Source organism: Kitasatospora sp. NPDC052896 (assembly GCF_044547075.1).
Taxonomy (GTDB): domain Bacteria; phylum Actinomycetota; class Actinomycetes; order Streptomycetales; family Streptomycetaceae; genus Kitasatospora.
Genome location: NZ_JBITZU010000005.1, coordinates 237,763 through 263,875, shown reverse-complemented (window position 1 = coordinate 263,875; position 26,113 = coordinate 237,763). Strand labels below are relative to the sequence as shown.

20 protein-coding genes and 1 riboswitch are annotated in these 26,113 nt (G+C 74.3%); of the genes, 12 read left to right on the top strand and 8 right to left on the bottom strand.

All coding sequences use genetic code 11. The annotated features are described in order from the left end of the window. Positions 1–5: 5 nt before the first annotated feature. The 3 genes from ACIGXM_RS13855 to ACIGXM_RS13845 form a co-directional block, all read right to left on the bottom strand. Positions 6–1,499 carry an exopolysaccharide biosynthesis polyprenyl glycosylphosphotransferase gene (locus ACIGXM_RS13855; RefSeq protein ID WP_396560323.1) on the bottom strand — a complete coding sequence of 498 codons (1,494 nt, stop codon included), beginning with the start codon at positions 1,497–1,499 and terminating at the stop codon, positions 6–8. Positions 1,500–1,939: 440 nt separating this feature from the next. After that, entirely contained in the window at positions 1,940–3,088 is a 1,149-nt protein-coding gene (locus ACIGXM_RS13850) for a glycosyltransferase (RefSeq protein ID WP_396560321.1), read from the bottom strand. A gap of 153 nt (positions 3,089–3,241) precedes the next feature. Then, positions 3,242–3,682 carry an SRPBCC family protein gene (locus tag ACIGXM_RS13845; RefSeq protein WP_396560319.1) on the bottom strand — a complete coding sequence of 147 codons (441 nt, stop codon included), beginning with the start codon at positions 3,680–3,682 and terminating at the stop codon, positions 3,242–3,244. A 160-nt stretch (positions 3,683–3,842) separates the two neighbouring features. Between ACIGXM_RS13845 and ACIGXM_RS13840 the strand changes: the two genes are divergently transcribed. Continuing rightward, positions 3,843–4,733: a HipA family kinase gene (locus tag ACIGXM_RS13840; RefSeq protein ID WP_396560317.1), complete on the top strand. Its 891-nt coding sequence runs from the start codon at positions 3,843–3,845 to the stop codon at positions 4,731–4,733. A 193-nt stretch (positions 4,734–4,926) separates the two neighbouring features. On the opposite strand, the gene ACIGXM_RS13835 is transcribed toward ACIGXM_RS13840, so the two are convergent. Both ACIGXM_RS13835 and ACIGXM_RS13830 read right to left on the bottom strand, forming a co-directional pair. Then, complete coding sequence (locus tag ACIGXM_RS13835; RefSeq protein ID WP_396560315.1) at positions 4,927–6,084, bottom strand: amidohydrolase family protein; 1,158 nt, start codon at positions 6,082–6,084, stop codon at positions 4,927–4,929. A 4-nt stretch (positions 6,085–6,088) separates the two neighbouring features. Beyond that, positions 6,089–7,498 (bottom strand): glutamine synthetase, encoded by a 1,410-nt coding sequence (locus tag ACIGXM_RS13830; protein WP_396560313.1) that lies wholly within the window; start codon positions 7,496–7,498, stop codon positions 6,089–6,091. Between the two features lie 466 nt (positions 7,499–7,964). Between ACIGXM_RS13830 and ACIGXM_RS13825 the strand changes: the two genes are divergently transcribed. The 9 genes from ACIGXM_RS13825 to ACIGXM_RS13785 all read left to right on the top strand — a co-directional run bounded on the left by ACIGXM_RS13825 (position 7,965) and on the right by ACIGXM_RS13785 (position 19,380). Continuing rightward, a complete protein-coding gene (locus ACIGXM_RS13825) occupies positions 7,965–9,740 on the top strand; it encodes a 3-hydroxyacyl-CoA dehydrogenase family protein (protein WP_396560311.1) in 1,776 nt (591 codons plus the stop codon). 179 nt (positions 9,741–9,919) lie between these two features. Then, positions 9,920–10,855, top strand: coding sequence for a TetR family transcriptional regulator (locus ACIGXM_RS13820; RefSeq protein ID WP_396560310.1), 936 nt, complete (start codon positions 9,920–9,922; stop codon positions 10,853–10,855). Between the two features lie 330 nt (positions 10,856–11,185). After that, positions 11,186–12,523: a crotonyl-CoA carboxylase/reductase gene (gene ccrA, locus ACIGXM_RS13815; protein ID WP_396560308.1), complete on the top strand. Its 1,338-nt coding sequence runs from the start codon at positions 11,186–11,188 to the stop codon at positions 12,521–12,523. Beyond that, on the top strand, positions 12,523–14,553 hold the full coding sequence (locus ACIGXM_RS13810; protein WP_396560306.1) for a protein meaA: 2,031 nt from the start codon (positions 12,523–12,525) through the stop codon (positions 14,551–14,553). The genes ccrA and ACIGXM_RS13810 overlap by 1 nt, the downstream gene beginning before the upstream one ends. A gap of 9 nt (positions 14,554–14,562) precedes the next feature. Further along, a complete protein-coding gene (locus ACIGXM_RS13805) occupies positions 14,563–15,525 on the top strand; it encodes an HpcH/HpaI aldolase/citrate lyase family protein (protein ID WP_396560304.1) in 963 nt (320 codons plus the stop codon). A gap of 13 nt (positions 15,526–15,538) precedes the next feature. Continuing rightward, a complete protein-coding gene (locus ACIGXM_RS13800; RefSeq protein ID WP_396560302.1) occupies positions 15,539–16,042 on the top strand; it encodes a MaoC family dehydratase in 504 nt (167 codons plus the stop codon). 118 nt (positions 16,043–16,160) lie between these two features. Beyond that, positions 16,161–17,363 carry an acyl-CoA dehydrogenase family protein gene (locus tag ACIGXM_RS13795; protein WP_396560300.1) on the top strand — a complete coding sequence of 401 codons (1,203 nt, stop codon included), beginning with the start codon at positions 16,161–16,163 and terminating at the stop codon, positions 17,361–17,363. Positions 17,364–17,804: 441 nt separating this feature from the next. After that, the gene (locus ACIGXM_RS13790; RefSeq protein ID WP_396560298.1) at positions 17,805–18,497 is read left to right on the top strand and encodes a phosphatidylserine decarboxylase; all 693 of its coding nucleotides are present in this window, start codon (positions 17,805–17,807) and stop codon (positions 18,495–18,497) included. Then, positions 18,484–19,380: a CDP-alcohol phosphatidyltransferase family protein gene (locus ACIGXM_RS13785; protein ID WP_396560296.1), complete on the top strand. Its 897-nt coding sequence runs from the start codon at positions 18,484–18,486 to the stop codon at positions 19,378–19,380. The genes ACIGXM_RS13790 and ACIGXM_RS13785 overlap by 14 nt, the downstream gene beginning before the upstream one ends. A 105-nt stretch (positions 19,381–19,485) precedes the next feature. Here the strand turns inward: ACIGXM_RS13785 and ACIGXM_RS13780 are convergent, their stop codons facing one another. The 3 genes from ACIGXM_RS13780 to ACIGXM_RS13770 all read right to left on the bottom strand — a co-directional run bounded on the left by ACIGXM_RS13780 (position 19,486) and on the right by ACIGXM_RS13770 (position 23,105). Next, positions 19,486–20,925 carry a hypothetical protein gene (locus ACIGXM_RS13780; protein ID WP_396560294.1) on the bottom strand — a complete coding sequence of 480 codons (1,440 nt, stop codon included), beginning with the start codon at positions 20,923–20,925 and terminating at the stop codon, positions 19,486–19,488. Positions 20,926–21,194: 269 nt separating this feature from the next. Next, positions 21,195–22,319, bottom strand: coding sequence for an alpha/beta hydrolase (locus ACIGXM_RS13775; RefSeq protein WP_396560292.1), 1,125 nt, complete (start codon positions 22,317–22,319; stop codon positions 21,195–21,197). A 93-nt stretch (positions 22,320–22,412) separates the two neighbouring features. Continuing rightward, complete coding sequence (locus ACIGXM_RS13770; RefSeq protein WP_396560290.1) at positions 22,413–23,105, bottom strand: transcriptional regulator; 693 nt, start codon at positions 23,103–23,105, stop codon at positions 22,413–22,415. Between the two features lie 227 nt (positions 23,106–23,332). Continuing rightward, a riboswitch (cobalamin riboswitch) is annotated at positions 23,333–23,467 on the top strand. A gap of 54 nt (positions 23,468–23,521) precedes the next feature. Between ACIGXM_RS13770 and ACIGXM_RS13765 the strand changes: the two genes are divergently transcribed. Then, the gene (locus tag ACIGXM_RS13765) at positions 23,522–24,580 is read left to right on the top strand and encodes a cobalamin biosynthesis protein (protein WP_396560288.1); all 1,059 of its coding nucleotides are present in this window, start codon (positions 23,522–23,524) and stop codon (positions 24,578–24,580) included. Continuing rightward, entirely contained in the window at positions 24,577–26,103 is a 1,527-nt protein-coding gene (locus tag ACIGXM_RS13760; RefSeq protein ID WP_396560286.1) for a cobyric acid synthase, read from the top strand. The genes ACIGXM_RS13765 and ACIGXM_RS13760 overlap by 4 nt, the downstream gene beginning before the upstream one ends. Positions 26,104–26,113 lie beyond the last annotated feature (10 nt).

The following is a 26,113-nucleotide window of genomic DNA, read 5'->3' as shown; positions in this document are numbered from 1 at the left end:
GTGTGTCAGCTCCCGTCCGGGCGCGCCAGCAGGGCCGCGGTGCGCAGCAGGATCTTGACGTCCTGCCAGAGGCTCCAGCTCTCGATGTAGTGGTTGTCGAAGCGGGCCCGGTCCTCGATCGAGGTGTCCCCGCGCAGGCCGTTGACCTGGGCCAGGCCGGTCAGACCGACCGGGACCCGGTGCCGGTCGGCGTACTCCGGGTAGGCCTGGCTGAACCGCATCACGAAGTACGGGCGCTCCGGGCGCGGGCCGACCAGGGTCATGTCGCCGCGCAGCACGTTCCACAGCTGCGGGAGCTCGTCCAGCGAGCTGCGCCGCAGCAGCCGGCCGATCGCGCCCATCCGGTGGTCCTGCGAGATGTTCCAGCGGGTCGCCGACTCGTGCTCGTTGCTGGGCCGCAGGGTGCGGAACTTGAGCACGGTGAAGGTCCTGCCGTCCAGCCCGGTGCGCTGCTGGCGGAAGAGCACGCCGGGGCCGGTGTCCCAGCGCACCGCGAGCGCGCAGAGCGCCAGCACCGGAGCGAGCAGCAGCAGGCCGAGACCGGCGGCGGTGATGTCCAGCGCGCGCTTGACGACCCAGCCCGGGCGGCGCATCGCCGGACGGCCCAGCTCCAGGCAGGGGAAGCCCCAGAGGTGGTCGGGGCCGCGGCGGACCGCCGGCTCCAGCGAGCCGTGCTCGCGCAGCGCGGGCACCAGCCAGACCTGGCAGCCGAGTCGGGTGGCCTCGCGCAGCGTGACGGCGGTCTCCTGCTCCTGGGCGGCGGTGGCGATCAGCCGGCGGACGCCGTGCCGGCGGACCTCGCGCTCCAGGACCTCGCGGCCGCCGAGCACCGGCAGCGGGGAGTCGCCGGGCAGCAGGTGCGGGTCGGGGTCCAGGTAGCCGACCGGGCGCATGCCGTACTCCGGTCGCTCGCGCAGCGCGGCCGCCACCCGCTGGCCGAGCGGTCCGGCGCCGAGCACCAGGACCGGGACCGGGCGGCGCCGGCGGACCCTGCGCAGCACCCCGTACAGCACGGCCCGGCCGAGGGCGGCGGTGCACAGGAAGACGGCGAGGTGGGTGAGCAGCCGCAGCGGGGTGACCGGACCGGCCGAGGGCCAGCGGCCGGCCAGGCAGCCGGCCAGCGTGACGGCGAAGGCCAGCGCGACCGCGGCCCGGGCGAGCAGGGCGGGCAGTTCGTCGAGGGCGGAGGGGGTCATCCGGAGCCGGTAGAGGCCGCCGGCCAGGTTGAGCGGCAGCAGCAGCGGGAGCATCGCGGCCGCGCCGGCCAGCGGGTGCGCCGGGTCGGCGGCGCAGGCCGCGGCGGCGGCGCAGCCGGCGGTGGCGTCGACCACGAGCAGACCGGCCGGGACGGCGGTGCGGGAGCGCAGCCCGCGGTGACCCCGGCCGGAGGACGGCGCGTCCGGCGAGGCCGGTGGCCGGGCCGGCCGGTCGAGGAGCTCGGTCGACAGGCGCCGGCCGGCCGGTTCGGCCCGCGGCACGCTCTCGTGGTCAATGGTCATCGCGCACGAACTCCCCTGCTGTGTGCCCCTGGTGGCGAGATCCCGGAACCGGGAGAGGCCGGCGCCGCGAGCCCGGCGCCGTGGGCGCGGTCCGGGTAGCACCTGCTGGTCGGGCGAGCGGCTCTCGCCCCGGCCCGTCGAGGCGAGTCGATTCACGTCGAGTCGAGTCGAGGGATCCGGTCGAGGATCTCGCACTGGGAGAAAGAAGCAGGCAAAGTCAGACATTACCGAACAGTCGCTAGCTTTCCGGGAGTTGACTGGCCATTTCATTCCACCCGCCCATTAGTAGGAATTTCCGACCGAATACCTCGGTCGATCGCCGGATAATCGACAATCCATCGCATTTCCCGGCCAGTTCGGCCCCGAGATCGAACTTCGGTGCGGACCTTGACGCGAATTCGGCGACGCTACCCGGTAGGACTTTCACAGCCTGAGAACGATCAGATCCGCGCGGGGACACGGGACGGCGGCTGACCGTCCCCGATCGACTTCTGGTACAGCTCCGACACTCTGGCCACCACCGAACGGACATCGTGCCGGGCGGTCACCCACTCCCGCGCCTCCCCGCCCCGGCGGGCGCACTCCAGCGGATCGGCCAGCGCCTCCGCCAGCGCGTGGGTGAGCGCGGCCGGGTCCCGCGCGGCGATCAGACCCGCGGCACGGTGCGCGGGGGGCAACTGCTCGCGGGCGCCGGGGACGTCGGTGAGCAGCACCGGGCGGGCCATCGCCATCGCCTCCAGCGGCGCCAACGCCATGCCCTCCCAGCGGGACGGCAGCACCACCAGGTCGGCCGCGGCCAGCCAGGGCCGCGGATCCGGCACGTCGCCGGTCAGCCGGACCCGGTACGGCTCGGGCAGCGCCCGGGCCTGGGCCGCCAGCGCCTGGGCGTCCGGGCCGCCACCGACCAGGGCGAGTCGGGCCGTCGGCACCCGGCGCAGCACCGCGGGCCAGGCCGCGAGCAGCAGGTCCTGGCCCTTCTGCCGGCAGAGCCGGCCCACGCAGACCGCCAGCGGCCCGGAGAGGTCCAGGCCGAGCGAGAGCCGGGCGGCCCGGCGCTCGGCCGGCGCGTAGCGGCGCAGGTCGACGCCGTTGGGGACGACCGTGTAGTCGGCCCGGACCCCGGCCGCCAGGCCGTCCAGCCGCTCCTGCTCGCTGACACAGAGCACCGAGCCGGCCCAGCGGGTCGCGTACCGCTCCCAGCGGCAACCGGCCCTCGCCAGCGGGCCGGTGACCGCGGCGAACGACCAGGCGTGCGGCTGGAACACGGTGGGCAGCCGGCCACGGACCGCCAGCCGGCCGGCCAGCCCGGCCTTGGCGCTGTGCAGGTGGACCAGGTCCGGCGCGGCGGCCTGGACCAGCCGTCGCAGCCGTCGGGTCTCGCCGGGCACGGACGGCCCGGGCGAGCGGCGGGCCGGCCAGTGCAGGACCTCGGCGCCGGCCGCCACCGCCTCGCGGCCGAGCCGGCCGCCCTGCGGACAGGCGACCAGCACCCGGTGGCCGGCGACGCGCTGCCCCTGGACCAGGTCGGTGACCACGCGGGCGACACCGCCGTCGACCGGCTGGGAGACATGAAGGATCGTCAGATTCACGGCCGTGAGCCTAGGGCGGCACGGCGGGCCGCTTCGCCCGCTGTCACCCGCCCGGGGCCGGGGACCACTCGGACGGCTGGCCGCTCGCACGGACGTCCGGCGGGTCGTCGCCGGCTCCCGTCCCTCGGACCGACCGGCAGGTGGTGGGCGGTCCTACTTCACCTGGTCGGCGAGCCGGGCCAGCACCTCGTCGTGGATCCGGTTGAGGCCCTTGGGCGCGAAGGTGCGCTCGAAGAAGCCGCCGATGCCGGACGCACCCTGCCAGGTGGTCTCGATCTGGACCTTGGTCTGGCCGGCGCCGGCCGAGCTGACCGTCCAGGTGATCACCATCGAGGAGTTGGCGTCGGTCTCCACCAGCTTGCCGGGCGCCGGCGCGGTGACCGTGAACAGGCAGTCGCGGACCCGCTTCTCGGTGGCCTGCAGCTTCCAGTGCACCTGGGTGCCCGCGCCGATGCCACCGGCCCGGACCTCGTACTCGCTGTACTGGGCGGGCAGCAGCTTCGGACGGACCGTGCGGTAGTCGGCGAGGGCCTCGTAGACCTGCTCGGTCGAGGCGGCGTAGGTCCGCTCGGTGCTGGCGTGGACCTGGGCCATGGCTGCTCCTTCTGTTCCCGCCGCACGGCGCGCGGGACGGCTGAACGGGGTGTGGGGTGGTACGACGGGGCAAGCCAACCACATCCCCGCCGGGCACCCGCGACAGCGTCCACGACCGGGCCCGGTCCGCCGCCCGGGACCGCGTCGTAGGGTGGCCGGTGTGCTGAATCAGGTGAGGGCGCTGCGCTATCTCGACCCGCTGCGCAGGGGCGGCTCGGTGCCGGGCGTCGTCGAGACGGATGACCTGGGCACCTACGTGGTCAAGTTCACCGGGGCCGCACAGGGCCGCAAGGCGCTGGTGGCCGAGGTGATCGTCGGCGAGCTGGCCCGGCGGCTCGGGCTGCGGGTGCCGGAGCTGGTGCTGGTCGACTTCGACCCGGCGGTCGCCGCGCACGAGGAGGACCCGGAGATCCAGGACCTGCTGCGGGCCAGCGCCGGACTCAACCTGGGGATGGACTACCTGCCCGGTGCCCACGACTTCACCCCGCCCACCGCGGGCCGGCCGGGTGCCGGCCCGGCGGCGGTCGGCCCGCTGGAGGCGGGGCGGGTGGTCTGGCTGGACGCGCTGACCGCCAACGTCGACCGCACCCGGGCCAACCCGAACCTGATGACCTGGCACCGCCGGCTCTGGCTGATCGACAACGGCGCGGCCCTGGTCTTCCACCACCGCTGGAGCGGCGCCGCCGGCGCGGTGGCGAAGCCGTACGACCTCAGCGCCCACGCCCTCGGCGGCTACCACCCCGACGTGCGCGCCGCGGACGCCGAGCTGGCACCGCGGGTGACGGCCGGGCTGCTGCGCGAGGTGGTCGCGCTGGTCCCGGACGAGTGGCTCGCCGACGAGCCGGCCTTCCCCGACCTGGCCGACCACCGCGAGGCGTACGTCTCGCACCTCGCCGCCCGGGCCGCCTCCTCGGCCGCCTGGCTGCCGCAGGCCTTCGCCACCGACGAGCAACTCCGCGCCGCCGAGGCCGCCCGCACCGCCCGCACCCAGGCCGCCCGCCCCGCCTGGCTCCAACACGTGCCGGACCTGCACGGGAGGGGCACCGGCTGACCGCCACCACCCGGCCGGTCCGCGACCCGCCGGCCGTCCGACGGCTTTCACCGCGGGGCCCCAGGAGTGTGGTGAGTACCGGTGCGGTGCCGGCGAGCGCGCGGGGGCGAGCCGCGGTCGGGGAGGTCGGGCGGGCCGCCTCCGGGGACGGGGTGCCGGCCGGGGGCGGTCGGGAAGGCGCGGCCGGGGCGGGTCACACGGCGTACAGGCGCTCGGCGTTGGTGGTGCCGAGCAGGGCCGTGAGGCGGGCGGCGTCGGCCGGGGTGCAGCTGGAGGCGGCCTGCCAGGCGGTGAGGAGGCCGGCCAGGGCGTGCCGGAACTGGGCGGCGCCGGTGAGGTGGAGTTCGGGCAGGCCGTAGCCGTCGGTGGAGAACAGGACCTTGCCGAAGGGAGCGAGTTCCAGCAGCTCGCCGAGGATGTCGACGGCGCGCGGGCCGAGGTGGGAGAGGGTCAGCCCGGTGTCGGTGTAGACGTGCGGGAAGACCTGGGCGAGCCAGCCGGCCTGGCGGTGGTACGGGTAGCCGTGCAGCAGGACCAGCGGGACGCCGGTCGGTTCGACCGCGCGGATGAAGCCGGTGAGCAGCGAGGGATCGGCCCGGTGCAGGGTCAGGTCGGGATCACCGAAGCCGGTGTGCAGTTGCAGCGGGAGCGGCGGGGTGCGCTGCGCGCAGAGGTCCACGGCGGTCCAGAGCAGGTGGCGGAGCAGCACCGGCTCGGCCAGCCGTCCGGTGGAGCCGGCCAGCCAGACGCCCGCGGCGCGGACCGTCTCGGCGCGGTCGGGCCGCTCGGCCAGGGCGGCCAGGTCGAGGCCGGTGCGGTAGGCGAGGACGGACTTGGCCCCGACGGCCTGGCCGAGCGCGGTGGTCAGCGCGTCGCGCAGCGCGCAGGGCCAGTCGGCGGCGGCGGGGGCGTGGGCGGCGAGCCGCTCGGCGACGGACTCCAGCCGGACCACCTCGCGGACCGCGCCGCCGCCCAGTTCGGCCAGTTCGCTGAGCGACAGCATCGGCCGGCCCGCGGCGCTGGTCAGGCCGGTGTCGACCAGCAGGGCGGAGAGCCCGGCGGCCCGGAGCAGCCGGCGGGTCGCCTCCCGCGCGCCCAGGGCACGGCGGCGGGTCAGGTAGTCGGTGGCCGAGGCGTGCGCGGGCAGGCCGAGGGCCGGCGGGCACCAGCGGCGCACCGCCAGCCCGAGGGCGCTGTCGAAGGGGTCGGTGCCGGCTGCCGGCGGTCGGTCGGACTCGGTGAGCAGGGACGCGAAGGCGGCGTCGTCCAACTCGGCGACGGTGACGCTGTGGCAGTGGTGGTCCAGCAGGCCGGGAGAGGGGGGTGGGAGGAGGGGCGGTGTGGCGGTCACGACGTCAGTAGCGCCAGCGGGTGGCCTCGGCGATCTCCTGCGCGGAGCGGTCGGCGAACAGCGTCAACTCGCCCTGGCGGACCGCGCGGACCGCCTCGTACAGCGGCTCGCCGAGCGCCTCGCGCAGCACGCCGGACGTCTCGTACGCGCTCAGCGCCTCCGCGAGGCCGGCCGGGAGGCGCGGGACGGCCCCCTCGGGCAGCGCGGACGGTTCGCCGGGCACCTCGGGCGGCAGCGCCCGCCGGGCGTCCAGGCCGGCCAGGCCGGCGGCGATCGCCCCGCCCACCGCGAGGTAGGGGTTGGCCGTCGCGTCGAAGCACTTGACCTCGGCGTTGGCCGCCCCGGGCCCCTCGTCGGGTGGGCCGGGGATCAGCCGCAGCGCGGCCTCGCGGTTCTCCAGCCCCCAGCACTGGTAGGCGCCGGCCCAGCGCTGCGGGACCAGCCGGAGATAGCTCGCCACGCTCGGGGCGCCCAGCGCGAGCAGGGCGGGCAGCTCGGCCAGCACACCGGCCAGGAAGGACTCCCCCTCGGCCGTCAGCCCGTACGGCCCGGGGCCGCCCTGGCCGAGGTTCTGCTCGTCGCGCCAGAGCGAGAGGTGCAGATGGCCGCCGTTGCCGACGCCGCCGGGCTCGACCACGGGGGCGAACGAGACCCGCAGGCCGTTCCGGGCGGCCACGGCGCGGATCGTCTGCCGGACCAGCACGGTGGTGTCGGCGGCGCCGACCGGCCCCTCGGCGGCGACCGAGACCTCGAACTGGCCCGGCGCGTACTCGGGATGGAGCTGGAGGACGGCCAGACCCTGTTCGTCGAGCGCGCGGAGCAGCTCACGCAGGCAGTCCGAGAGGTCGGTGAGCCGGTGCATCCCGTAGGCCGGGCCGGAGGTCGGGTAGGCCGGCGGCTCGGCCGGCGGGCCGGCCAGCGCGAGCACGAACTCCACCTCGATCCCGGCCTTCAGCTCCAGGCCGCGCTGCCGGGCCGCCGCGACCATCCGCCGGGCGAAGCGGCGCTGGCAACCCGGATGCGGCGTGCCGTCCTGCGCGAACCGGTCGGCCGGGGCCCAGGCCCACCCGGGCTGGCCCGCCAGCCGGACCAGCCGGTCCAGATCAGGGATCAGCCGCAGATCGCCGGCCGGGCCGCCGATCCAGCGGCTGTCCGTGATCGAGTCGTCGACCAGGAAGACGTCGAAGCAGGGGGCGGCCCCGACGCCCCAGGCGGCGGCCTGCTCCAGCCGGCGGACCGGGACGGTCTTGACCCGGCTGAGGCCGGCGTTGTCGACCCAGCCGAGGACGACGCCGTCGACCCCCTCGGCACTGAGCCGCGCAGCGGCGACCCTCGCCCGCGCGGCCCGCTCGGCCCGGGCGTCGGCGGTCGGCGGGCGATCCGGAACCTGCTGCTCAGTGACGGTGGTACTCATACGATCCATGCTGCCCGTCCTCGTTCGCCGACGGAACTCCCCCAACGAGTGGTCTCATTGGCGCCATGCTGACGCCTGCCCGCCCGGACCGCGCCAGTACCACCCCGAGAAGCGCTCCGGAGGCGCCTCGCGACCCCGCACACCCCCTTCCTACCTCGCGGTAACTTCGCTACAGTGACCGGCACGCACCACGCTGGGCCTCGGGAGCCGCACCAGCGGGGCGCCGGCCGCGTGCCCTCGCACGGACGGACGGCACGCGACTTTTCCCGGTCCGGGGCGACCAGCCCCCAGGACCGCCTCCTCACCCCTCGCGCTTGGCATCTCCGCGGCACGGCCGGAGCGGACCGGCCTCGCGGACGCCCACCGCCCCCGTCATCCCTTTCCGCCCGCGGGCGCGAACCCTCCTCCTGGCGCCCTGGCGCGCCCGGAGCGCGCCCGCGGGACCTGTGACTAGGAGTCAGGACACATGGAGCGTCCCTTCCCCACCGTCGCCGTGGTCGGCCTGGGCACCATGGGCGCCGGCATCGCCGTCGCCGTGGCCCGCAGTGGCCGCCGGGTGATCGGCATCGAGGCCGACGGCGCCAACGCCGGCCGGGCGCTGGCCCGGATCGAGGAGGCCACCGCGCACGCGGTGGCCCGCGCGCGGCTCACCTCCGAGGAGCGCGCCGCGCTGCTCGCCCTGATCACCGTCGGCGACCAGCTGGACGCCGCCGCCGAGGCCGACCTGGTGATCGAGGAGATCCCCGAGCAACTGGAGCTCAAGCGCGAGCTCTTCGCCGAGCTGGACCGGATCTGCCCGCCGCAGACCGTGCTGGCCACCGGCACCACCTCCCTCTCGGTGACCCGGATCGCCGCCGCGACCGGCCGCCCCGAGCGGGTGCTGGGACTGCACTTCTTCAACCCGGTGCACGCGATGAAGCTGGTCGAGGTGGTCCGCACGGTGCTGACGGATCCCCAGGTCGCCGCGCAGGCCGCCGACTTCGCCCGCGAGCTGGGCAAGGAGCCGGTGGCGGCCGGCGACCGGGCCGGCTTCGTGGTGAACGGCCTGCTCTTCGCCTACCTCAACCAGGCCGCCGCGATGTACGAGTCGCGCTACGCGACCCGTGAGGACATCGACGCCGCGATGCGGCTCGGCTGCGGCCTACCGATGGGCCCGCTCGCCCTGCTCGACCTGATCGGCATCGACACCGCGCGCACCGTCCTGGAGGCGATGTACCAGCAGTCCCGGGACCGGTTGCACGCCCCCGCGCCGATCCTCGGCCAGCTGGTCGCGGCCGGCCTGCTGGGCCGCAAGACCGGCCGCGGCTTCTACGGCTACGAGGCGCCGGGCTCCTCCAAGGTGGTGCCGACCGCCGAGGCGGTGGCCGCGCCGCGGCCGGCCGGCCGGCCGGTGCACAGCGTCGGGGTCTGCGGCTCCGGCACGATGGCGATCGGGATCGCCGAGGTGCTGGCCAAGGCCGGCCTCCAGGTCACGCTGCTGGCCCGGACCCAGGAGAAGGCCGACCGGGCGCACGCCCAGCTCGCCCGCTCGCTGGACCGCTCGGTGGAGAAGGGCCGGCTGACCGACGGCCAGCGCACCGCCGCGCTGGCCCTGGTGACACCGTCCGCGCAGGTCACCGCGCTGGCCGAGGCGGACCTGGTGCTGGAGGCGGTCACCGAGGACCTGGCGGTGAAGCGCGAGCTGTTCGCCGTCCTGGACAAGGTCTGCAAGCCGGGCGCGGTGCTCGCCACCACCACCTCCAGCCTGCCGGTGATCAGCTGCGCCAGCGCCACCTCGCGCCCGCAGGACGTGATCGGGATGCACTTCTTCAACCCGGCGCCCGCGATGAAGCTGGTCGAGGTGGTCTCCACGGTGCTGACCGCGCCGGACGTCACAGCGACCGTGCTGGAGCTGTGCGCGGCGGTCCGCAAGCACCCGGTGGAGTGCGGGGACCGGGCCGGCTTCATCGTGAACGCGCTGCTCTTCCCGTACCTGAACGACGCGGTGCGGATGCTGGAGGAGCACTACGCGACGGTGGACGACATCGACACCGCGATGAAGCTCGGCTGCGGCTACCCGATGGGCCCGTTCGAGCTGCTGGACGTGGTCGGCCTGGACGTGTCACTGACCATCGAGCGGGTGCTGCACCAGGAGTTCCGCGAGCCGGGGCTGGCCGCGGCGCCGCTGCTGGAGCACCTGGTCGCGGCCGGCTGCCTGGGCCGCAAGACCGGCCGCGGCTTCCGCGACCACGCCCGCCGATGAGCGGCGGCGAGCGCAGAGCGGTGCCGCCGCCGGGCCTGCCACCGCGGCCGGCCTGGGGCCCCGGGACGGTCTCGTCCCGCTGGCCCCGGCCGGCGGTCGGCGGCCCGGTCGCGGCCGTCCGCCGGCCGATGCCGGTGACCGCGCCGAGCCCGGCCGCCCGGCCGTGTAGCGTTCCGGGCATGGATCGGGAACAGTCTTCCGCCGAGCACGACGCCGCACGTCCGGCCGCCGAGGGGCCGGGCAGCCGCCGGGCCGCCGCCCAGCGCCAGCAGATGCGCCAGGATCTGGCCACCGCGGCGATGGAGCTGTTCGCCGGCCAGGGCTACGAGGAGACGACGGTCGATCAGATCGCGGCGGCCGCCGGCGTGGCCCGGCGGACGTTCTTCCGGTACTTCCGCTCCAAGGAGGAGGCGATCTTCCCGGACCACGACGACACCCTGGTCCGGGTGGCCGACCTGCTGGCCAGCGCCGAGCCGGAGGAGCACCCGCTGGACGTGGTCTGCCGGGGCATCAAGGAGGTGCTGCGGATGTACGCCTCCACGCCCGGGGTCTCGGTGGCCCGGTACCAGCTGATCCGTCAGGTGCCGGCGCTGCGCGAGCGGGAGATCGCCGTGGTGGCCCGCTACGAGCGGCTGTTCACCCGCTATCTGCTGGGCCGCTTCGAGGCGGCCGTCGGGACGGCGGCGGAAGGGGCGCGGGACGAGCGGGGCGCGGAGCGCGACCGGGTCGCGGCGATCCCGCCCGGCTGGCAGCACGGCGGGGACGACGACTCGATGCTCGCCGAGGTGTCGGCGGCCGCGGTGGTGGCCGCCCACAACCACGTGCTGCGGCGCTGGCTGCGGGCCGGCGGGCACGGCGACGTGGAGGCACAGCTGGACCACTCCTTCGAGGTGATCCGGGGTACCTTCTGGGCCACCCCGCCGCGCGGCGTGCGACGGCGTGGCACTGTCGTGACACCCGGTGCCATTGGGGAGGTCGTGACGGCACAGGAGCCGTCTGCCGCGAGCGCACTGAGTGCCACACCGGGCGGTGAGGTGCTCATCACAGTGGCCCGTACCGACGCCCCGCTGGACCTGGTGCTGGACAGCATCAAGGCCGCGCTGGCCGCCGAATAGACCAAGATAACGGCAGGTCAGAAGGCCCGTTCCGACTTCCGGGACGGGCCCTTCGGCTACCCCGGAGCAGCCCGGCGAACCCCGCCCACCCCCACCGAAGCCGGGCGAAATTCCTGGCACGCAGTGTCTTTACGAGTGGCACAGGGTGCCAGTACTTTGTTACTCGCCAGTCGCGGCGCCGCGGCTCCCCACCTCGGCGCGCCGTAGTCCGGTGTCCCCCCAACCCCGGGGACGAAGACCACCCGACAATCCCCTCAGCGAAGCCGGTGTCCGCTCCCGGCTCCCCCAGACGCCCTGTGCCCTCACACAGGTACGCCTTCGGAGGCAGCCATGAACGAAATCCTCGACGCGATCCTCAGTGGCGACAGCACCTCGGCGGACTTCGCCGCGCTCAAGCTGCCGGAGTCCTACCGGGCGGTGACGCTCCACAAGGACGAGGAGCAGATGTTCGCCGGCCTGCAGAGCCGCGACAAGGACCCGCGCAAGTCGCTCCACCTGGACGACGTCGCGCTGCCCGAACTCGGCCCGGGCGAGGCCCTGGTGGCCGTGATGGCCAGCGCGGTGAACTACAACACCGTGTGGAGCTCGATCTTCGAGCCGGTCTCCACCTTCGGCTTCCTGGAGCGCTACGGCCGGCTCTCCCCGCTCACCAAGCGGCACGACCTGCCGTACCACGTGCTCGGCTCGGACCTGGCGGGCGTGGTGCTGCGCACCGGCGCCGGCGTCAACGCCTGGAAGCCGGGCGACGAGGTGGTCGCGCACTGCCTCTCGGTCGAGCTGGAGTCCCCGGACGGCCACGACGACACGATGATGGACCCGGAGCAGCGGATCTGGGGCTTCGAGACCAACTTCGGCGGTCTGGCCCAGCTGGCGCTGGTGAAGACCAACCAGCTGATGCCCAAGCCGGCCCACCTGACCTGGGAGGAGGCCGCCTCCCCCGGTCTGGTCAACTCCACCGCCTACCGCCAGCTGGTCAGCCGCAACGGCGCCGGCATGAAGCAGGGCGACAACGTGCTGATCTGGGGCGCCAGCGGCGGCCTCGGCTCGTACGCCACCCAGTACGCGCTGGCCGGCGGCGCCACCCCGATCTGCGTGGTCTCCAGCGAGCAGAAGGCGGAGATCTGCCGGACGATGGGCGCCGAGGCGATCATCGACCGCAGCGCCGAGGGCTACCGGTTCTGGAAGGACGAGAACACCCAGGACCCCCGCGAGTGGAAGCGCTTCGGCGGTCGGATCCGCGAGCTGACCGGCGGCGAGGACGTGGACATCGTCTTCGAGCACCCGGGCCGGGAGACCTTCGGCGCCTCGGTCTACGTGACCCGCAAGGGCGGCACCATCGTCACCTGCGCCTCCACCTCCGGCTACATGCACCAGTACGACAACCGGTACCTGTGGATGTCGCTCAAGCGGATCGTCGGCTCGCACTTCGCCAACTACCGCGAGGCCTGGGAGGCCAACCGGCTGATCGCCAAGGGCAAGATCCACCCGACGCTCTCCAAGGTCTACCCGCTGGAGCAGACCGGCCAGGCCTCGCTGGACGTGCACCACAACACCCACCAGGGCAAGGTGGGCGTGCTCTGCCTGGCTCCCCAGGAGGGCCTGGGCGTGCGCGACGCGGAGCTGCGGGCCACCCACCTCGACGCCATCAACCGCTTCAGGAACATCTGATGACCGGACGTCAGAAGGACCGCCCCTGGCTGATGCGGACGTACGCCGGTCACTCCACGGCGAGCGACTCCAACGCGCTCTACCGGCGCAACCTCGCCAAGGGCCAGACCGGCCTCTCGGTCGCCTTCGACCTGCCCACCCAGACCGGCTACGACGCGGACCACGTGCTGGCCCGCGGCGAGGTCGGCCGGGTCGGCGTGCCGGTCGGCCACCTCGGCGACATGCGCACCCTGTTCGACGGCATCCCGCTCGAACGGACCAACACCTCGATGACCATCAACGCCACCGCGATGTGGCTGCTGGCGCTGTACCAGGTGGTCGCCGAGGAACAGGGCGCGGACGTCGCCAAGCTCACCGGCACCACCCAGAACGACATCGTCAAGGAGTACCTGTCGCGCGGGACCCACGTCTTCCCGCCCGGCCCCTCGGTCCGCCTGATCACCGACATGATCGCCTACACGGTCGGCCACCTCCCGAAGTGGAACCCGATCAACATCTGCAGCTACCACCTGCAGGAGGCCGGGGCCACCCCGGTGCAGGAGATCGCCTTCGCGATGAGCACCGCGATCGCCGTGCTGGACGCGGTGCGCGACTCCGGCCAGGTGCCGCCGGAGCGGATGGGCGAGGTGGTCGGGCGGATCTCGTTCTTCGTGAACGCGGGCGTCCGGTTCGTCGAGGAGATGTGCAAGATGCGCGCCTTCACCCGGCTCTGGGAGAAGGTCACCCGGGAGCGCTACGGCATCGAGGACGTCAAGCAGCGCCGGTTCCGCTACGGCGTCCAGGTCAACTCGCTCGGCCTGACCGAGGCGCAGCCGGAGAACAACGTCCAGCGGATCGTGCTGGAGATGCTGGCCGTCACGCTCTCCAAGGACGCCCGCGCCCGGGCCGTCCAGCTGCCCGCCTGGAACGAGGCGCTGGGCCTGCCCCGGCCCTGGGACCAGCAGTGGTCGCTGCGGATCCAGCAGGTGCTGGCCTACGAGTCGGACCTGCTGGAGTACGGCGACCTGTTCACCGGCTCCGTGGTGGTCGAGGCCAAGACCGCCGAGCTGCTGGCCGGCGCGGAGGCGGAGATCGCCAAGGTGCTGGAGATGGGCGGGGTGATCGCGGCGGTCGAGTCGGGCTACCTGAAGTCCGCGCTGGTCGCCTCGCACGCCGAGCGGCGGGCCCGGATCGAGTCCGGCGAGGACCGGATCGTCGGGGTGAACTGCTTCGACACCACCGAGGAGAGCCCGCTCACCGCCGACCTGGACGCCGCGATCATGGTGGTCGACCCGGCCGCCGAGCAGGCGGTGCTGGACGGTCTGCGGCGCTGGAAGGACGGACGGGACGAGGTCGGCGCGCAGACCGCGCTGGAGCGGCTGAAGGAGGTCGCCCGGACGGACGCCAACCTGGTGCCGGCCACCCTGGAGTGCGCCCGGGCCGGCGTGACCACCGGCGAGTGGTCCTTCGCGCTGCGCGAGGTGTTCGGCGAGTACCGGGCGCCCACCGGGGTCGGCGGCGCGCCGGTCGCGGTGGCCGCCGAGCCGGGCGGGGAACTGGCCCAGGTGCGCGAGGCGGTGGCCGCGACCGCCGCCGAGCTGGGCGCCGGCAAGCTGCGGCTGCTGGTCGGCAAGCCGGGCCTGGACGGCCACTCCAACGGTGCCGAGCAGATCGCGGTGCGGGCCCGGGACGCCGGCTTCGAGGTCGTCTACCAGGGCATCCGGCTGACGCCCGAGCAGATCGTCTCGGCCGCGGTGGCGGAGGACGTGCACTGCGTCGGCCTGTCGATCCTCTCCGGCGCGCACCCCGAGCTGGTCCCGGACGTGCTGCAACGGCTGCGCCGGGCCGGGGTGGAGGATGTGCCAGTGATCGTGGGTGGCATCATCCCGGCTGCGGACGCCGAGGTCCTGCGGGCCGCGGGGGTCGCCGCCGTGTTCACCCCGAAGGACTTCGGCATCACCACCATCATCGGCCGGATCGTGGACGAGATCCGGCTGGCCAACCGGCTTCAGCCGTGGGCGTCCACCGCCACCGCCCCTGGAAGGAACTGACACACCCCCATGACTACCGTGAACCGCCTCCGCCCGCGCCGCTCCTGTCTGGCCGTGCCCGGGAGCAACCCCCGCTTCCTGGAGAAGGCCCAGGGCCTGCCCGCGGACCAGGTCTTCCTCGACCTGGAGGACGCCTGCGCCCCGCTGGTCAAGGAGAGTGCCCGGCACAACATCGTCGACGCGCTGAACAACGGGGACTGGGGCAAGAAGACCAAGGTCGTCCGGGTCAACGACTGGACCACCCACTGGACCTACCGCGACGTGATCACCGTCGTCGAGGGCGCCGGCCCGAACCTGGACTGCATCATGCTGCCCAAGGTGCAGGACGCCACCCAGGTCAGGGCGCTGGACCTGCTGCTGACCCAGATCGAGAAGACCATGGGCTTCGAGGTCGGCCGGATCGGCATCGAGGCGCAGATCGAGAACGCCAAGGGCCTGGTGAACGTCGACGAGATCGCCGCCGCCTCGCCGCGGCTGGAGACCATCATCTTCGGCCCGGCCGACTTCATGGCCTCGATCAACATGAAGACCCTGGTGGTCGGTCAGCAGCCGCCCGGCTACCCGGCGGACGCCTACCACTACATCCTGATGCGGATCCTGATGGCCGCCCGCACCCACGACCTGCAGGCGATCGACGGCCCGTACCTGCAGATCCGCAACCAGGAGGGCTACCGCGAGGTGGCCGGCCGGGCCGCCGCGCTGGGCTTCGACGGCAAGTGGGTGCTGCACCCGGACCAGGTCGCCGCCGCGAACGAGATCTTCTCGCCCTCGCAGGAGGACTACGACCACTCCGAGCTGATCCTGGACGCCTACGAGTGGTGCACCTCGGAGGCGGGCGGTGCCAAGGGTTCGGCGATGCTCGGCGACGAGATGATCGACGAGGCCTCCCGCAAGATGGCGCTGGTCATCGCGGGCAAGGGCCGGGCCGCCGGGCTGGAGCGCACCTCGAAGTTCGAACCCCCGCAGGCCTGAGGAGAGACCGGAAATGCAGTTCGGGCGCACGTACGAAGAGTTCGAGGTCGGCGCGGTCTACAAGCACTGGCCCGGAAAGACCGTCACCGAATATGACGATCATCTCTTCTGTCTACTAACCATGAACCACCACCCGCTGCACATGGACAGCAACTACGCCGAGCGGACCACCGACTTCGGCAGGAACGTGGTGGTGGGCAACTACGTCTACTCGCTGCTGCTGGGCATGTCCGTCCCGGACGTCTCCGGCAAGGCGATCGCCAACCTGGAGATCGAGTCGCTGCGGCACATCGCGCCGACCTTCCACGGCGACACCCTCTACGGCGAGACCACCGTGCTCGACAAGTGGCCCTCCAAGTCCAAGGACGACCGGGGCATCGTCCACGTCGAGACCAGGGGCTACAAGCAGGACGGCACGGTCGTCTGCGTCTTCCGCCGCAAGGTGATGGTGCCGACCGCCACCTACACCGAGGAGCGCGGCGGGGAGCAGCCCGGCCGTCCGACCCCGCTCTCCTGAAGAGACCCCGGGCGGGAGCCGCCGTCATCGGCTCCCCCCGGTCCCGGGGGCTCCGCGGAAGTCACGCTTCGCGGAGCCCCCGAACCCCTCCACCCCCGTACAGAAAGGCAGCCGCACGATGGGACGCCTCGCACAGACCGACGGCCTCACCGAGATCCAGCGGGACATCCTCGCCACCGTGCGGGACTTTGTCGACAAGGAGATCATCCCGGTCGCCACCGAGCTGGAGCACCGGGACGAGTATCCGACCCAGATCGTGGAGGGGATGAAGCAGCTCGGCCTGTTCGGCCTGACCATCCCCGAGGAGTTCGGCGGCCTCGGCGAGTCGCTGCTCACCTACGCCCTGGTGGTCGAGGAGATCGCCCGCGGCTGGATGTCGGTCTCCGGCATCGTCAACACCCACTTCATCGTCGCGCACATGATCAACGCGCACGGCACCCAGGAGCAGAAGGAGTACTTCCTGCCCCGGATGGCGGCCGGCGAGATCCGCGGCGCCTTCTCGATGTCCGAGCCGGGCCTCGGCTCCGACGTGTCGGCGATCAGCACCAAGGGCGTCCGGGACGGCGACGAGTACGTCCTCAACGGCCAGAAGATGTGGCTGACCAACGGTGGCACCTCCACCCTGGTCGCGGTGCTCTGCAGGACCGACGAGGGCGCGGCCACCCCGTACCGCAACATGACCACCTTCCTGGTCGAGAAGACCCCCGGCTTCGGCCCCAACCCGACCGTCCCGGGCCTGACCGTGCCCGGCAAGATCGAGAAGATGGGCTACAAGGGCGTCGACACCACCGAGCTGGTGCTCCAGGACGTCCGGGTCCCGGCCGACCGGATCCTCGGCGGCGTCCCCGGCAAGGGCTTCTACCAGATGATGGACGGCGTCGAGGTCGGCCGGGTCAACGTGGCCGCGCGCGGCTGCGGTGTCGCCCGGCGCGCCTTCGAGCTCGGCATCTCCTACGCCCAGCAGCGCTCGACCTTCGGCAAGAAGATCTCCGAGCACCAGGCGATCCAGTTCAAGCTGGCCGAGATGGCCACCAAGGTCGAGGCCGCGCACCAGATGATGGTGATGGCCGCCCGCAAGAAGGACGGCGGCGAGCGGAACGACCTGGAGGCCGGGATGGCCAAGTACCTCGCCTCCGAGTACTGCAAGGAGGTCGTCGAGGACGCCTTCCGGATCCACGGCGGCTACGGCTTCTCCAAGGAGTACGAGATCGAGCGGCTCTACCGGGAGGCCCCGATGCTGCTGATCGGCGAGGGCACCGCGGAGATCCAGAAGATGATCGTCGGCCGCCGGCTGCTGGAGGAGTACCGGATCGCCGAGTAGACCACCGCCGCCCTGGTCCGGGAAGGGGGCCGGGCGGTGGGCCGGAGGGCCCGGTGGGGAGACCGGGCCCCGTCCGGCGGGGGGACGTCCGCGCGGGCAGGGAAGGCCCCGCGGGCGTGGGAAGGGGAGGCCGCAGGGCTCGTGCCACAGTGCACGCGCCCTGCGGCCGCGCGCGTACGCTCGTGAAGATCACCGGCAGGGCTGAGACAAGACTCACGGATCTTGACCAGAGCCTTGGGAACCGGAGAATCGGCGGCTACGGTCGTATACATAGCGCGTGCACTCCGGCACGGCAGCGGACAGTTGAACGAGCAGGCGGGTTGCCCACCCACCACCTGCTCCCGATAGCATCCACCGGGACAGCAGCTGTCCCCTTATCACCCGATCCCCGCGGTGGCCCCCGTGCAGCGGCGCCATGATCCCCCGCGACAAAGGTCTTCGATGCCCATCAGCCCGTCCCCTCACTCCTCCGTCACGGAGCGCGATGCCCTCGCTCCCGAGACGGCCGGTCGGCGACCCCGCGTGACCATCGCGCGCGGAGCCACTCCCTGGTTCGTCCCGACCCTGGCCACCGCCGCCCTGACCACCGCTCTCACCAAGCGGAACGGCAAGTGGGCGCTGGCCGCGGTCCCGGCCTGCGCGCTCAGCGCGGGCATGCTGTGGTTCTTCCGTGACCCCGAGCGTGAGATCGGCGCCGGCAGAGTGATCTCGCCGGCCGACGGAGTGGTGCAGAGCATCGACGCCTGGCCGGACGGCCGGACCCGGGTCGCGATCTTCATGAGCCCGCTCAACGTGCACGTGAACCGCGCCCCGCTGCCCGGCACGGTGACCTCGGTCGAGCACGTCCCCGGTGGCTTCGTGCCCGCGTTCAACAAGGACAGCGACCGCAACGAGCGGGTGGTCTGGCACTTCGACACCGAGCTGGGCGACATCGAGATGGTGCAGATCGCGGGTGCCGTGGCACGCCGCATCGTGCCCTACACGGTCGCCGGCACCAAGGTCGAGCAGGGCGAGCGGATCGGCCTGATCCGGTTCGGCTCGCGCGTCGACACCTACCTGCCGCCCGGCGTCGACGTCGGCGTCGAGGTCGGCCAGAAGACCACCGCGGGGGTGACACGCCTTGACCGTGACTGATCCCGAGACGCTGGTCGGCCTGAGCGAGTCGGCGGAGGAGACCGAGCTGCGCCGGCGCCGCTGGGCGCGCGACCGCGAGCTGCGGGCGCCGCGCTCGCCGCAGGCGCTGTCCACGGCCGACTTCCTGACCCTCGGCAACGCCGTCTGCGGCTTCCTGGCGATCTACTCGATCACCACCAACATGCTCATCCCGCACATCACCGGCACCGGGGACGGCTCCGGCGGGGGCATGGTCCGGCACGGCGCGGCCACCGCGGTGACCCTGCTGCTGCTCGGCTCGATGTGCGACCTGTTCGACGGCCTGGTGGCCCGCAAGCTGCGCTCCTCGGCGCTGGGCGCCGAGCTGGACAACCTGGCCGACCTGATCAGCTTCGGCATCGCGCCGGCCTACTTCGTCGCGGTCTGGGGCATCGTCTCGCCCGGCAGCAACCAGGGGCTCTCGGCGTTCATCGCGCTGACCGTGCTGCTGGCGGTGGTACTGCGGCTGGCCCGCTTCTCGGCCGTCAAGATGCGGCCCGGGGTGTTCCAGGGCATGCCCTGCCCGATGGGCGCGATGACGGTGATCGCGATCGTGCTGCTGGACCCGCCGTTCCTGGCCGGTCTGGTGGCGATCTTCGGCGTGGCGTACCTGATGGTCAGCCAGGTCGAGTACCCCAAGCCGCAGGGCCTGCTGGCCACCGCCACGCTGGCCTGGATCGTGGTCTCGATCGGCTGCCTGGCCGCCTGGGCCGCCGGGCTGCCGGGCGGCGACGTGCTGATGCACATCGGCGCCGTCGCGCAGATCGCGCTGGCGGCGATGGCCCCGCTGCTGGTGATCCGCCGCAAGGTCGGCCAGAAGGTCGGCGACGTGCGGGCCCGCCGGGCGGAGTCGCGCGGCTGCTGAGCCGCCCGCAGATGTACTTCGGCCCCACCGGATCGCGGATCCGGTGGGGCCGAAGTGTCTCCGGGGCCGGCGCGGTTCCGGCGCCGGCCGGGCTCCCGGGTGGGGCTACGCGCCGCCGTGGTGGACGCTGAAGGCCGAGCGACGGGCCGCGCGGGCCACCGCCGGGTCCGGGTGCACCCCGGCCACCGCGGTGAGCACCGAGGCCGCCCGGGCGTGCCCCGACTGCCGGGCGCGGGCGAAGAGCCGCACCGGGTCCCCCGCGCTCGCCCCCTCGACGTGGCCGACCAGCAGCTCGGTCTCCCCGTGGTCGAGCACCGCCGCGGCGGTGTCCACCCAGAGCCAGGCGGCGTCCTCGGCGCTCAGCACGTCGGACGGGACGACCCCGCCCTCGTCCAGCTGCTCGGCCAGCCAGAGCAGCGCGTACGGCCGCAGCACGGGCTCGTCCACGGCCGCCCGGACCGCCTGCTCGGCCGTCCCGCCGGCCACCCGCAGCGCCTCGAAGGCGAGCCCGCGCAGCAGCGCGTCCTCGCCGCGGGCGGCCTCCAGCAGCTCGGCCACCGCGCGGTCCACCGGGCGGGCGGCGACCCAGGCCCGGTACTCGGCGCGGGCGGGGCCCGGGGAGTAGTTGGCGCAGGCGTCCAGCAGCTCCAGCGCGCTCTGCTCGATGTGGCCGGCGGCGGTCTGCGCGACCGTGCAGATGTCCTCCAGCTTGCCGCGCACCGCCCAGTGGCCGAGCGGGGACAGCTCGGCCGCGTCGGCCGCGCGGACCACCGCGCCGACCGCGGTCAGCCCGTCCAGCATCCAGTCGAGCACCGCGGCGATGTCCGAGGGCGCGGGCGGGGTGTCGATCTGCGGCTCGCGGCAGGTACCGCGGACGGCCGAGACGGCGGAGGCCGCGTGCGGGACGGGCGACAGGGTCGCGAAGCCCGTGCCGGCCCCGTGCCGGCGCTCGTCCAGGCCGCGCCGGAGCAGCTCCATCAGCTCGCTCTCGGCGACCGGGCCGTCCACCAGATGGAGGAAGGAGAGCAGCTGCGGCGCCTGGTCGACCGCCTGACCGGCGAGCACCGCGAAGACGCCGCGCAGCGCGGCCGGCGGGACCGGGGCGAGCAGCGTCCAGGCGTCGAAGAGCGCGGACCAGCCGCGCAGCACGGCCTCGTCGTCGTGCTCCCAGGCGTGCAGCCGCCAGCCCGGCGCGGCGCCGCCGTCGCGTGGCTCGACCAGGCCGACCAGGAGCGCCTGGCCCCAGGCCTTGGCCGCCGCGCCGACCGTCATGGCCAGCGCCCGGCCCGCGGCGCGGGCGTCCTCGGGGAGCAGTTCGCCGCGCTTGTCGACCGCGTCGAGTTCGCCGGCCCAGCGGGCGATCCGCACCGCGTCGCCGAGCATCCGGCGGGCCAGCGGGGCCAGCTCGGCGGGGACCGGCAGGCCGGCGGGCACCGGGACCCGGCCCCGGCCGGGCGCCGGCCGCGGGGTACGGCGGCGGGGGGCCCCGGGGCCGCCCGGCTGCGCGCTGTCGGCACGGCGGGCCGCACCGGGAAGACGGGTCACCGTCGCGCCGGTACCCGTGGTCGGCGGGAGCGGGGCATCACGGTCGCGCGGATTCCGAGACGTCACGCCGTGCAGTCTTCCCCGTGCACGGGGCTTCTGTCACATCGAGTTCGGCGCGTCTTTCGACGCGCGGCGGCGGCCGGTGGGTGGAGATGGGGCAAGAGAGCCCAAACCGGGCCGGCGCGGCTGGGGTGACCTGTCCACGACACTAGCGGGGGGCACGGTACGTGGTCAAGGGGTGACCCACCGCGTGCGGGGCCGGCCCCGGATCACAGGATCGGCGTCAGGAAGCGGCGCAGCGCCTCCTCGTAGCCGCGCGGATCGGCGTTCCAGAGCGCGGCGTGCCCGGCGTCGGGGACGGTCCGCAGGTTGACCAGCAGCGGGCGGTTGCGGGCCAGCCGCTGGGCGGCGCGGTACGGGGCGATCGGGTCCTGCGGGCTGTGCATCAGCAGGGTGGGCAGCCGCAGCTCGGCGCCCTCGGCGAGCTGGGCGAAGTCGGCGGTGTCCACCCCCGTCCGGCCGGCGGCCGCCCAGACGCCGAGCTCGGCCACCGCGGCGGGCTTGCCGGCCCGGGTCGCCCGGTTCCGCACCGAGGCCGCCAGGTCGAGCACCGGGGAGTCCAGCACCAGACCGGCCAGGTCGTCGCGGAAGTCCGAGCGGGCGGCGGTCTGCAGGACCATCGAAGCCCCCAGCGACCAGCCGTACAGCACGATCCGCCCGGCGCCGGCCTGCTTGGCGAACCGGATGGCGGCCTCGACGTCGTGCCACTCGGTCTCGCCGAAGTGGCCCAGCCCGTCGGGCGGGGGCGGCGCGCCCTGGTCGCCGCGGTAGCTGATCACCAGGGCCGGCAGGTTCAGCCGGTGCACGACCGGCAGCACGGGCAGCGCCTGCCGCCGGTCGGCCTGCGGTCCGTGCACGGCGATCACCCAGGTGCCGCGGACGGCCGGCAGGTACCAGGCGGGCAGCGGGCCCAGCTCGCCGTCGACCACCACGTCCATGGAGTCCAGGCCGCAGGACGAGACCGGGTCACCGCGCAGCACCCGCGGGGTCAGTTCGACGTCCGCGCTGTCGGCCGGGCCGCGGCCGGCGGTGAACTCCAGCCGGCGGGTCACGGTCCGCTGGTCGCCGCGCAGCACCGGGCCGACCACCGCGTGGCCGCCGGCCCACTCCAGCGCGTACCGGCCGCGGCGCAGGCTCTCGGTGGTCCGGGTGAGGGTGACCTCGTCGGCGCTGATCGACCGCACCCGCAGCGGCGGCTCCCCGGCCGCGGCGGGCTCGCCCCCGGCCCCCGGCTTCAGCGCGAGGTCGGACACCCGCCGCCCGAGCAGCAGCACGGCGACCCCCGCCGCGACGACGACAGCGGTGCCAGCGGCGACGACGGTTCCCCTACGCATGGCGCTCCCCGGGTGGTGAGTGGGTGACGCTCCCCAGTTCATCCCGTGAGCCGTGCGCCGGCCACCGCAACGCCGCCGTACGGGCAGCCTCCGCTACACCGGGAGGTCGGGGGCGGCGGTGGCGAGGAGGGCCCAGAAGCGGTGGTCGACGGGGGCGGCGGGGGGCCGGGGCTCCTCCGGGGCGGTGCCGCCCCAGTGGGAGGGGACCCGGTGTTCGGCCTGGAGGGCGGCCAGGACGCCGGCGAGGGCCTCGCGCGGGGCCGGGACCAGGCGGGCGACCGGCTTCAGCTGGGGCTGCCAGCGGCCGGCGACGCACTGGCGCAGGCACTGTTCCAGCTCCTCCTCGGCACCGGTGATCCGGACCAGGTCACGCAGCGTCAGACCGAGGGTCTCGGCGAGGGCGCGGGTCTCGTCGGCGTCGCCGGTCCAGCGTCCGGTGAGTTCGGCGTCGGCGTACGTCCGCGCGCCGACGCCGATCCGGGCGGCGGCCTGGTCCCGGCTCAGTTCGCGGGCGAGCCGGAAGTCGCGCAGCGAGGTCGGACGGACCCCCATCAGCTGTGCCACCGGGCACCAGAGCGCCCGGGCGAGTGCGATGAGCTCGGTCTCGCCGGGCCGGATCTCGCCGCTCTCCCAGCCGAGGACGTGAGCCGGCAGCAGCCGGACGCCGTGCGCGGCCATCGCCTCCGCCACCTGTTCGGGGGTCAGCCCGAGCCCGGCGCGGTGCGCCCGGGCGGCCTGCCGGGAGAACGGGACCGGGGCGGGGGCCGGGGAACTGCTGCGTCGCATGGGACGACGGTAGGGGCGCGGCCGAGCCCGCCCCCAGTCGCCGAACGCACGAAGCCGGGGAGCGGCCCCCGGCGGCGCCTTGGACGTATCACCAGCGCCGAGGCCGCGTCAGTGTCCGTTGCTCGGAGGTGGCGACGGTTCCGTCCGGTGTGATCAACCACTCCGGGGGCCCGGTTGACGCCCGGAACGGGCCCGTGATGGGATCCTTGGGCCAAACGGAGGCAAGCAGAGGAAGCCGGTGCGAATCCGGCGCGGTCCCGCCACTGTCACCGGGGAGTGCGTTCGAACGATGGTCACGGTGTCCCGCCACAGGGGCGTTGGAAGGCCCGGGCGCGCGTCCGTACCCGGGAGCCAGGAGACTCTCGCCCCCGCGACGTCGAGCCAGGGCGCGGACCCTGAGTGAGGACACGCACAGCATGCAGCCTGCTCCCCGGCCGGCACCGAGCGCCGTGGGGGTGCCGCTCCGTCAACCTCCCCGCGCCCGACGCCCGTACGCCACCGCGGCCGGCGGCTACGCGCTCGGCGCGGTCGCCGGTTACGCGGCCGACCTGCGGTTCGCCGACCCGCGCCGGGGTCACCCGGTGGCCGCCTTCGGCCGGGCCGCCGGCCGGCTGGAGCGCGCCCTCTGGCGCGACCACCGCGGCGCGGGGGCGCTGTACACCGCGCTCTGCGTGGGCGGTGTCACGGCCGCCGCGGTGACGGTGGAACGGCTGGTGGGACGGCGGGGCATCGCGGCGAGCGCCGCCACGGCGGCCGCCACCTGGACCGTGCTCGGCGGCACCTCGCTCACCCGCGAGGCCCGTACGATCGGCGCCGCCCTGCGCGCGGGCGACCTGACGGCGGCCCGGGAGCGCCTGCCCCACCTGTGCGGGCGCGACCCGAGCGCCCTGGACGAGCCGCAGCTGGCCCGCGCGGTGGTCGAGTCGGTGGCCGAGAACACCGCGGACGCCGTGGTCAACGCGCTGGTCTGGGGTGCCCTGGCGGGCGGCCCGGGCCTGCTGGCGTTCCGCGCGGTCAACACCCTGGACGCGATGGTGGGTCACCGGTCCCCCCGGCACCGGCGCTTCGGCTGGGCCTCGGCACGGCTGGACGACCTGGCCGGCTGGCCGGGCGCCCGGCTGACCGCGCTGCTCACGGTGGCCGCCGCGCCGCACCCGCGGACCGCCTGGCGGGTCTGGCGGCGGGACGGCTCGGCGCACCCGAGCCCGAACGCCGGCCAGGCCGAGTCGGCCTTCGCGGGCGCGCTCGGGGTCCGGCTCGGCGGCTCGCTGCGGTACGGGGAGAGGGTGGAGAACCGGCCGGTGCTGGGGGCGGAGTTGCGCCCGGTGGCCGTGGACGACATCGAGCGCGCCTGCCGGCTGTCGCGCCGGGTGGGCCTGTTGGCGCTGGCCGTGACGGTGGCCGGCCGCTGCGCGGGGCACCGGGTACGGGCGAGGGCGGCACGCGCCGCCAGGACGGGAGGTGGCAGCCGATGAGCAACGCACTGCTGGTCGCCGGGACGACGTCGGACGCGGGCAAGAGCGTGGTCACCGCCGGGATCTGCCGCTGGCTGGCCCGGCAGGGGGTGAGGGTCGCGCCGTTCAAGGCGCAGAACATGTCGCTCAACTCGATGGTCACCGCCGACGGCGCGGAGATCGGCCGGGCCCAGGTGATGCAGGCCGCCGCGGCCCGGGTGGAGCCCGAGGCGGCGATGAACCCGGTGCTGCTGAAGCCGGGCGCCGACGGCCGCAGCCAGGTGGTCCTGCTCGGCCACCCGATCGCGGAGGTCGGCGCGCTCGACTACCGAGAACGCAAACCCTTCCTGCTGGAAAAGGCCCTGGACTGCCTGGCCGACCTGCGCCGCCGCTTCGACGTGGTGATCTGCGAGGGCGCCGGCTCCCCCGCCGAGATCAACCTGCGCGACCGCGACATCGCCAACATGGGCCTGGCCCGGGCCGCCGACCTGCCGGTCGTGGTGGTCGGCGACATCGACCGCGGCGGGGTCTTCGCCGCGATGTACGGGACGCTGGCGCTGCTCTGCGCCGAGGACCAGCGGCTGGTGGCCGGCTGGCTGGTGAACAAGTTCCGCGGCGACGCCCGGCTGCTCGGGCCCGGCCTGGACATGCTGCACGAGCTGACCGGCCGTCCGGTGCTGGGCACCCTGCCGATGCTGGCGGGTCTCTGGCTGGACGCCGAGGACTCGCTCGACCTGTCCACCGCCGTCGAGCGCGCGGACGTCGCGGGCCCGTACGGCGCCGACGTGCTGCGGGTCGCCGTGCTGCGCTTCCCCCGGCTGTCCAACTTCACCGACCTGGACGCGCTCGCCCAGGAGCCCGGCGTGCTGGTCCGCTGGGCCACCCGTCCCGAGGAGCTGGCCGACGCGGACCTGGTGGTGCTGCCCGGCACCCGGGCCACCGTCGCCGACCTGGCCTGGCTGCGCGAGCGCGGCCTGGCCGCACCGCTGCGCGAGCGGGCGGCGGCCGGGCGGCCGGTGCTCGGGGTCTGCGGCGGCTACCAGATGCTGGCTCGGCGGATATCGGACGGGATCGAGTCGAAGGCGGGCCGGGTCGAGGGACTCGGGCTGCTGCCGACCACGGTCGAGTTCGGGCCGGAGAAGGTGCTCGGCCGACCGGTCGGCGAGGCCTTCGGCGAGCGGGTCGAGGGCTACGAGATCCACCACGGGGTGGTGACCGTCGAGGGCGGCGAGGCCTTCCTGGACGGCTGCCGCGACGGCGCGGTCTGGGGCACCACCTGGCACGGCGCGCTGGAGAACGACGGGTTCCGCCGGGCTCTGCTGCGCGAGGTCGCGGCGCTGGCCGGGCGGGCCTTCGTGCCGGCACCGGACACCTCGTTCGCCGCCGCCCGGGAGGCCCGGCTGGACCGGCTGGGCGACCTGATCGAGGAGCATGCCGACACCGCCGCGCTGTGGCGGCTGATCGAGGGCGGGGCCGGGGCCGGGCTGCCGTTCGTCCCGCCGGGGGCTCCGGCCACCCGCGTCCTGGAAGGTGACCTCCTGTGAGTGACGTCCG

Coding starts and splice junctions, on each gene's coding strand:
- ACIGXM_RS13765 (WP_396560288.1), top strand. CDS start 23,522: ATGCAGCCTGCTCCCCGGCCGGCACCGAGCGCCGTGGGGGTGCCGCTC.
- ACIGXM_RS13775 (WP_396560292.1), bottom strand. CDS start 22,319: ATGCGTAGGGGAACCGTCGTCGCCGCTGGCACCGCTGTCGTCGTCGCG.
- ccrA (WP_396560308.1), top strand. CDS start 11,186: ATGAACGAAATCCTCGACGCGATCCTCAGTGGCGACAGCACCTCGGCG.
- ACIGXM_RS13810 (WP_396560306.1), top strand. CDS start 12,523: ATGACCGGACGTCAGAAGGACCGCCCCTGGCTGATGCGGACGTACGCC.
- ACIGXM_RS13760 (WP_396560286.1), top strand. CDS start 24,577: ATGAGCAACGCACTGCTGGTCGCCGGGACGACGTCGGACGCGGGCAAG.
- ACIGXM_RS13830 (WP_396560313.1), bottom strand. CDS start 7,498: ATGAGTACCACCGTCACTGAGCAGCAGGTTCCGGATCGCCCGCCGACC.
- ACIGXM_RS13825 (WP_396560311.1), top strand. CDS start 7,965: ATGGAGCGTCCCTTCCCCACCGTCGCCGTGGTCGGCCTGGGCACCATG.
- ACIGXM_RS13795 (WP_396560300.1), top strand. CDS start 16,161: ATGGGACGCCTCGCACAGACCGACGGCCTCACCGAGATCCAGCGGGAC.
- ACIGXM_RS13820 (WP_396560310.1), top strand. CDS start 9,920: ATGGATCGGGAACAGTCTTCCGCCGAGCACGACGCCGCACGTCCGGCC.
- ACIGXM_RS13855 (WP_396560323.1), bottom strand. CDS start 1,499: ATGACCATTGACCACGAGAGCGTGCCGCGGGCCGAACCGGCCGGCCGG.
- ACIGXM_RS13800 (WP_396560302.1), top strand. CDS start 15,539: ATGCAGTTCGGGCGCACGTACGAAGAGTTCGAGGTCGGCGCGGTCTAC.
- ACIGXM_RS13790 (WP_396560298.1), top strand. CDS start 17,805: ATGCCCATCAGCCCGTCCCCTCACTCCTCCGTCACGGAGCGCGATGCC.
- ACIGXM_RS13770 (WP_396560290.1), bottom strand. CDS start 23,105: ATGCGACGCAGCAGTTCCCCGGCCCCCGCCCCGGTCCCGTTCTCCCGG.
- ACIGXM_RS13845 (WP_396560319.1), bottom strand. CDS start 3,682: ATGGCCCAGGTCCACGCCAGCACCGAGCGGACCTACGCCGCCTCGACC.
- ACIGXM_RS13805 (WP_396560304.1), top strand. CDS start 14,563: ATGACTACCGTGAACCGCCTCCGCCCGCGCCGCTCCTGTCTGGCCGTG.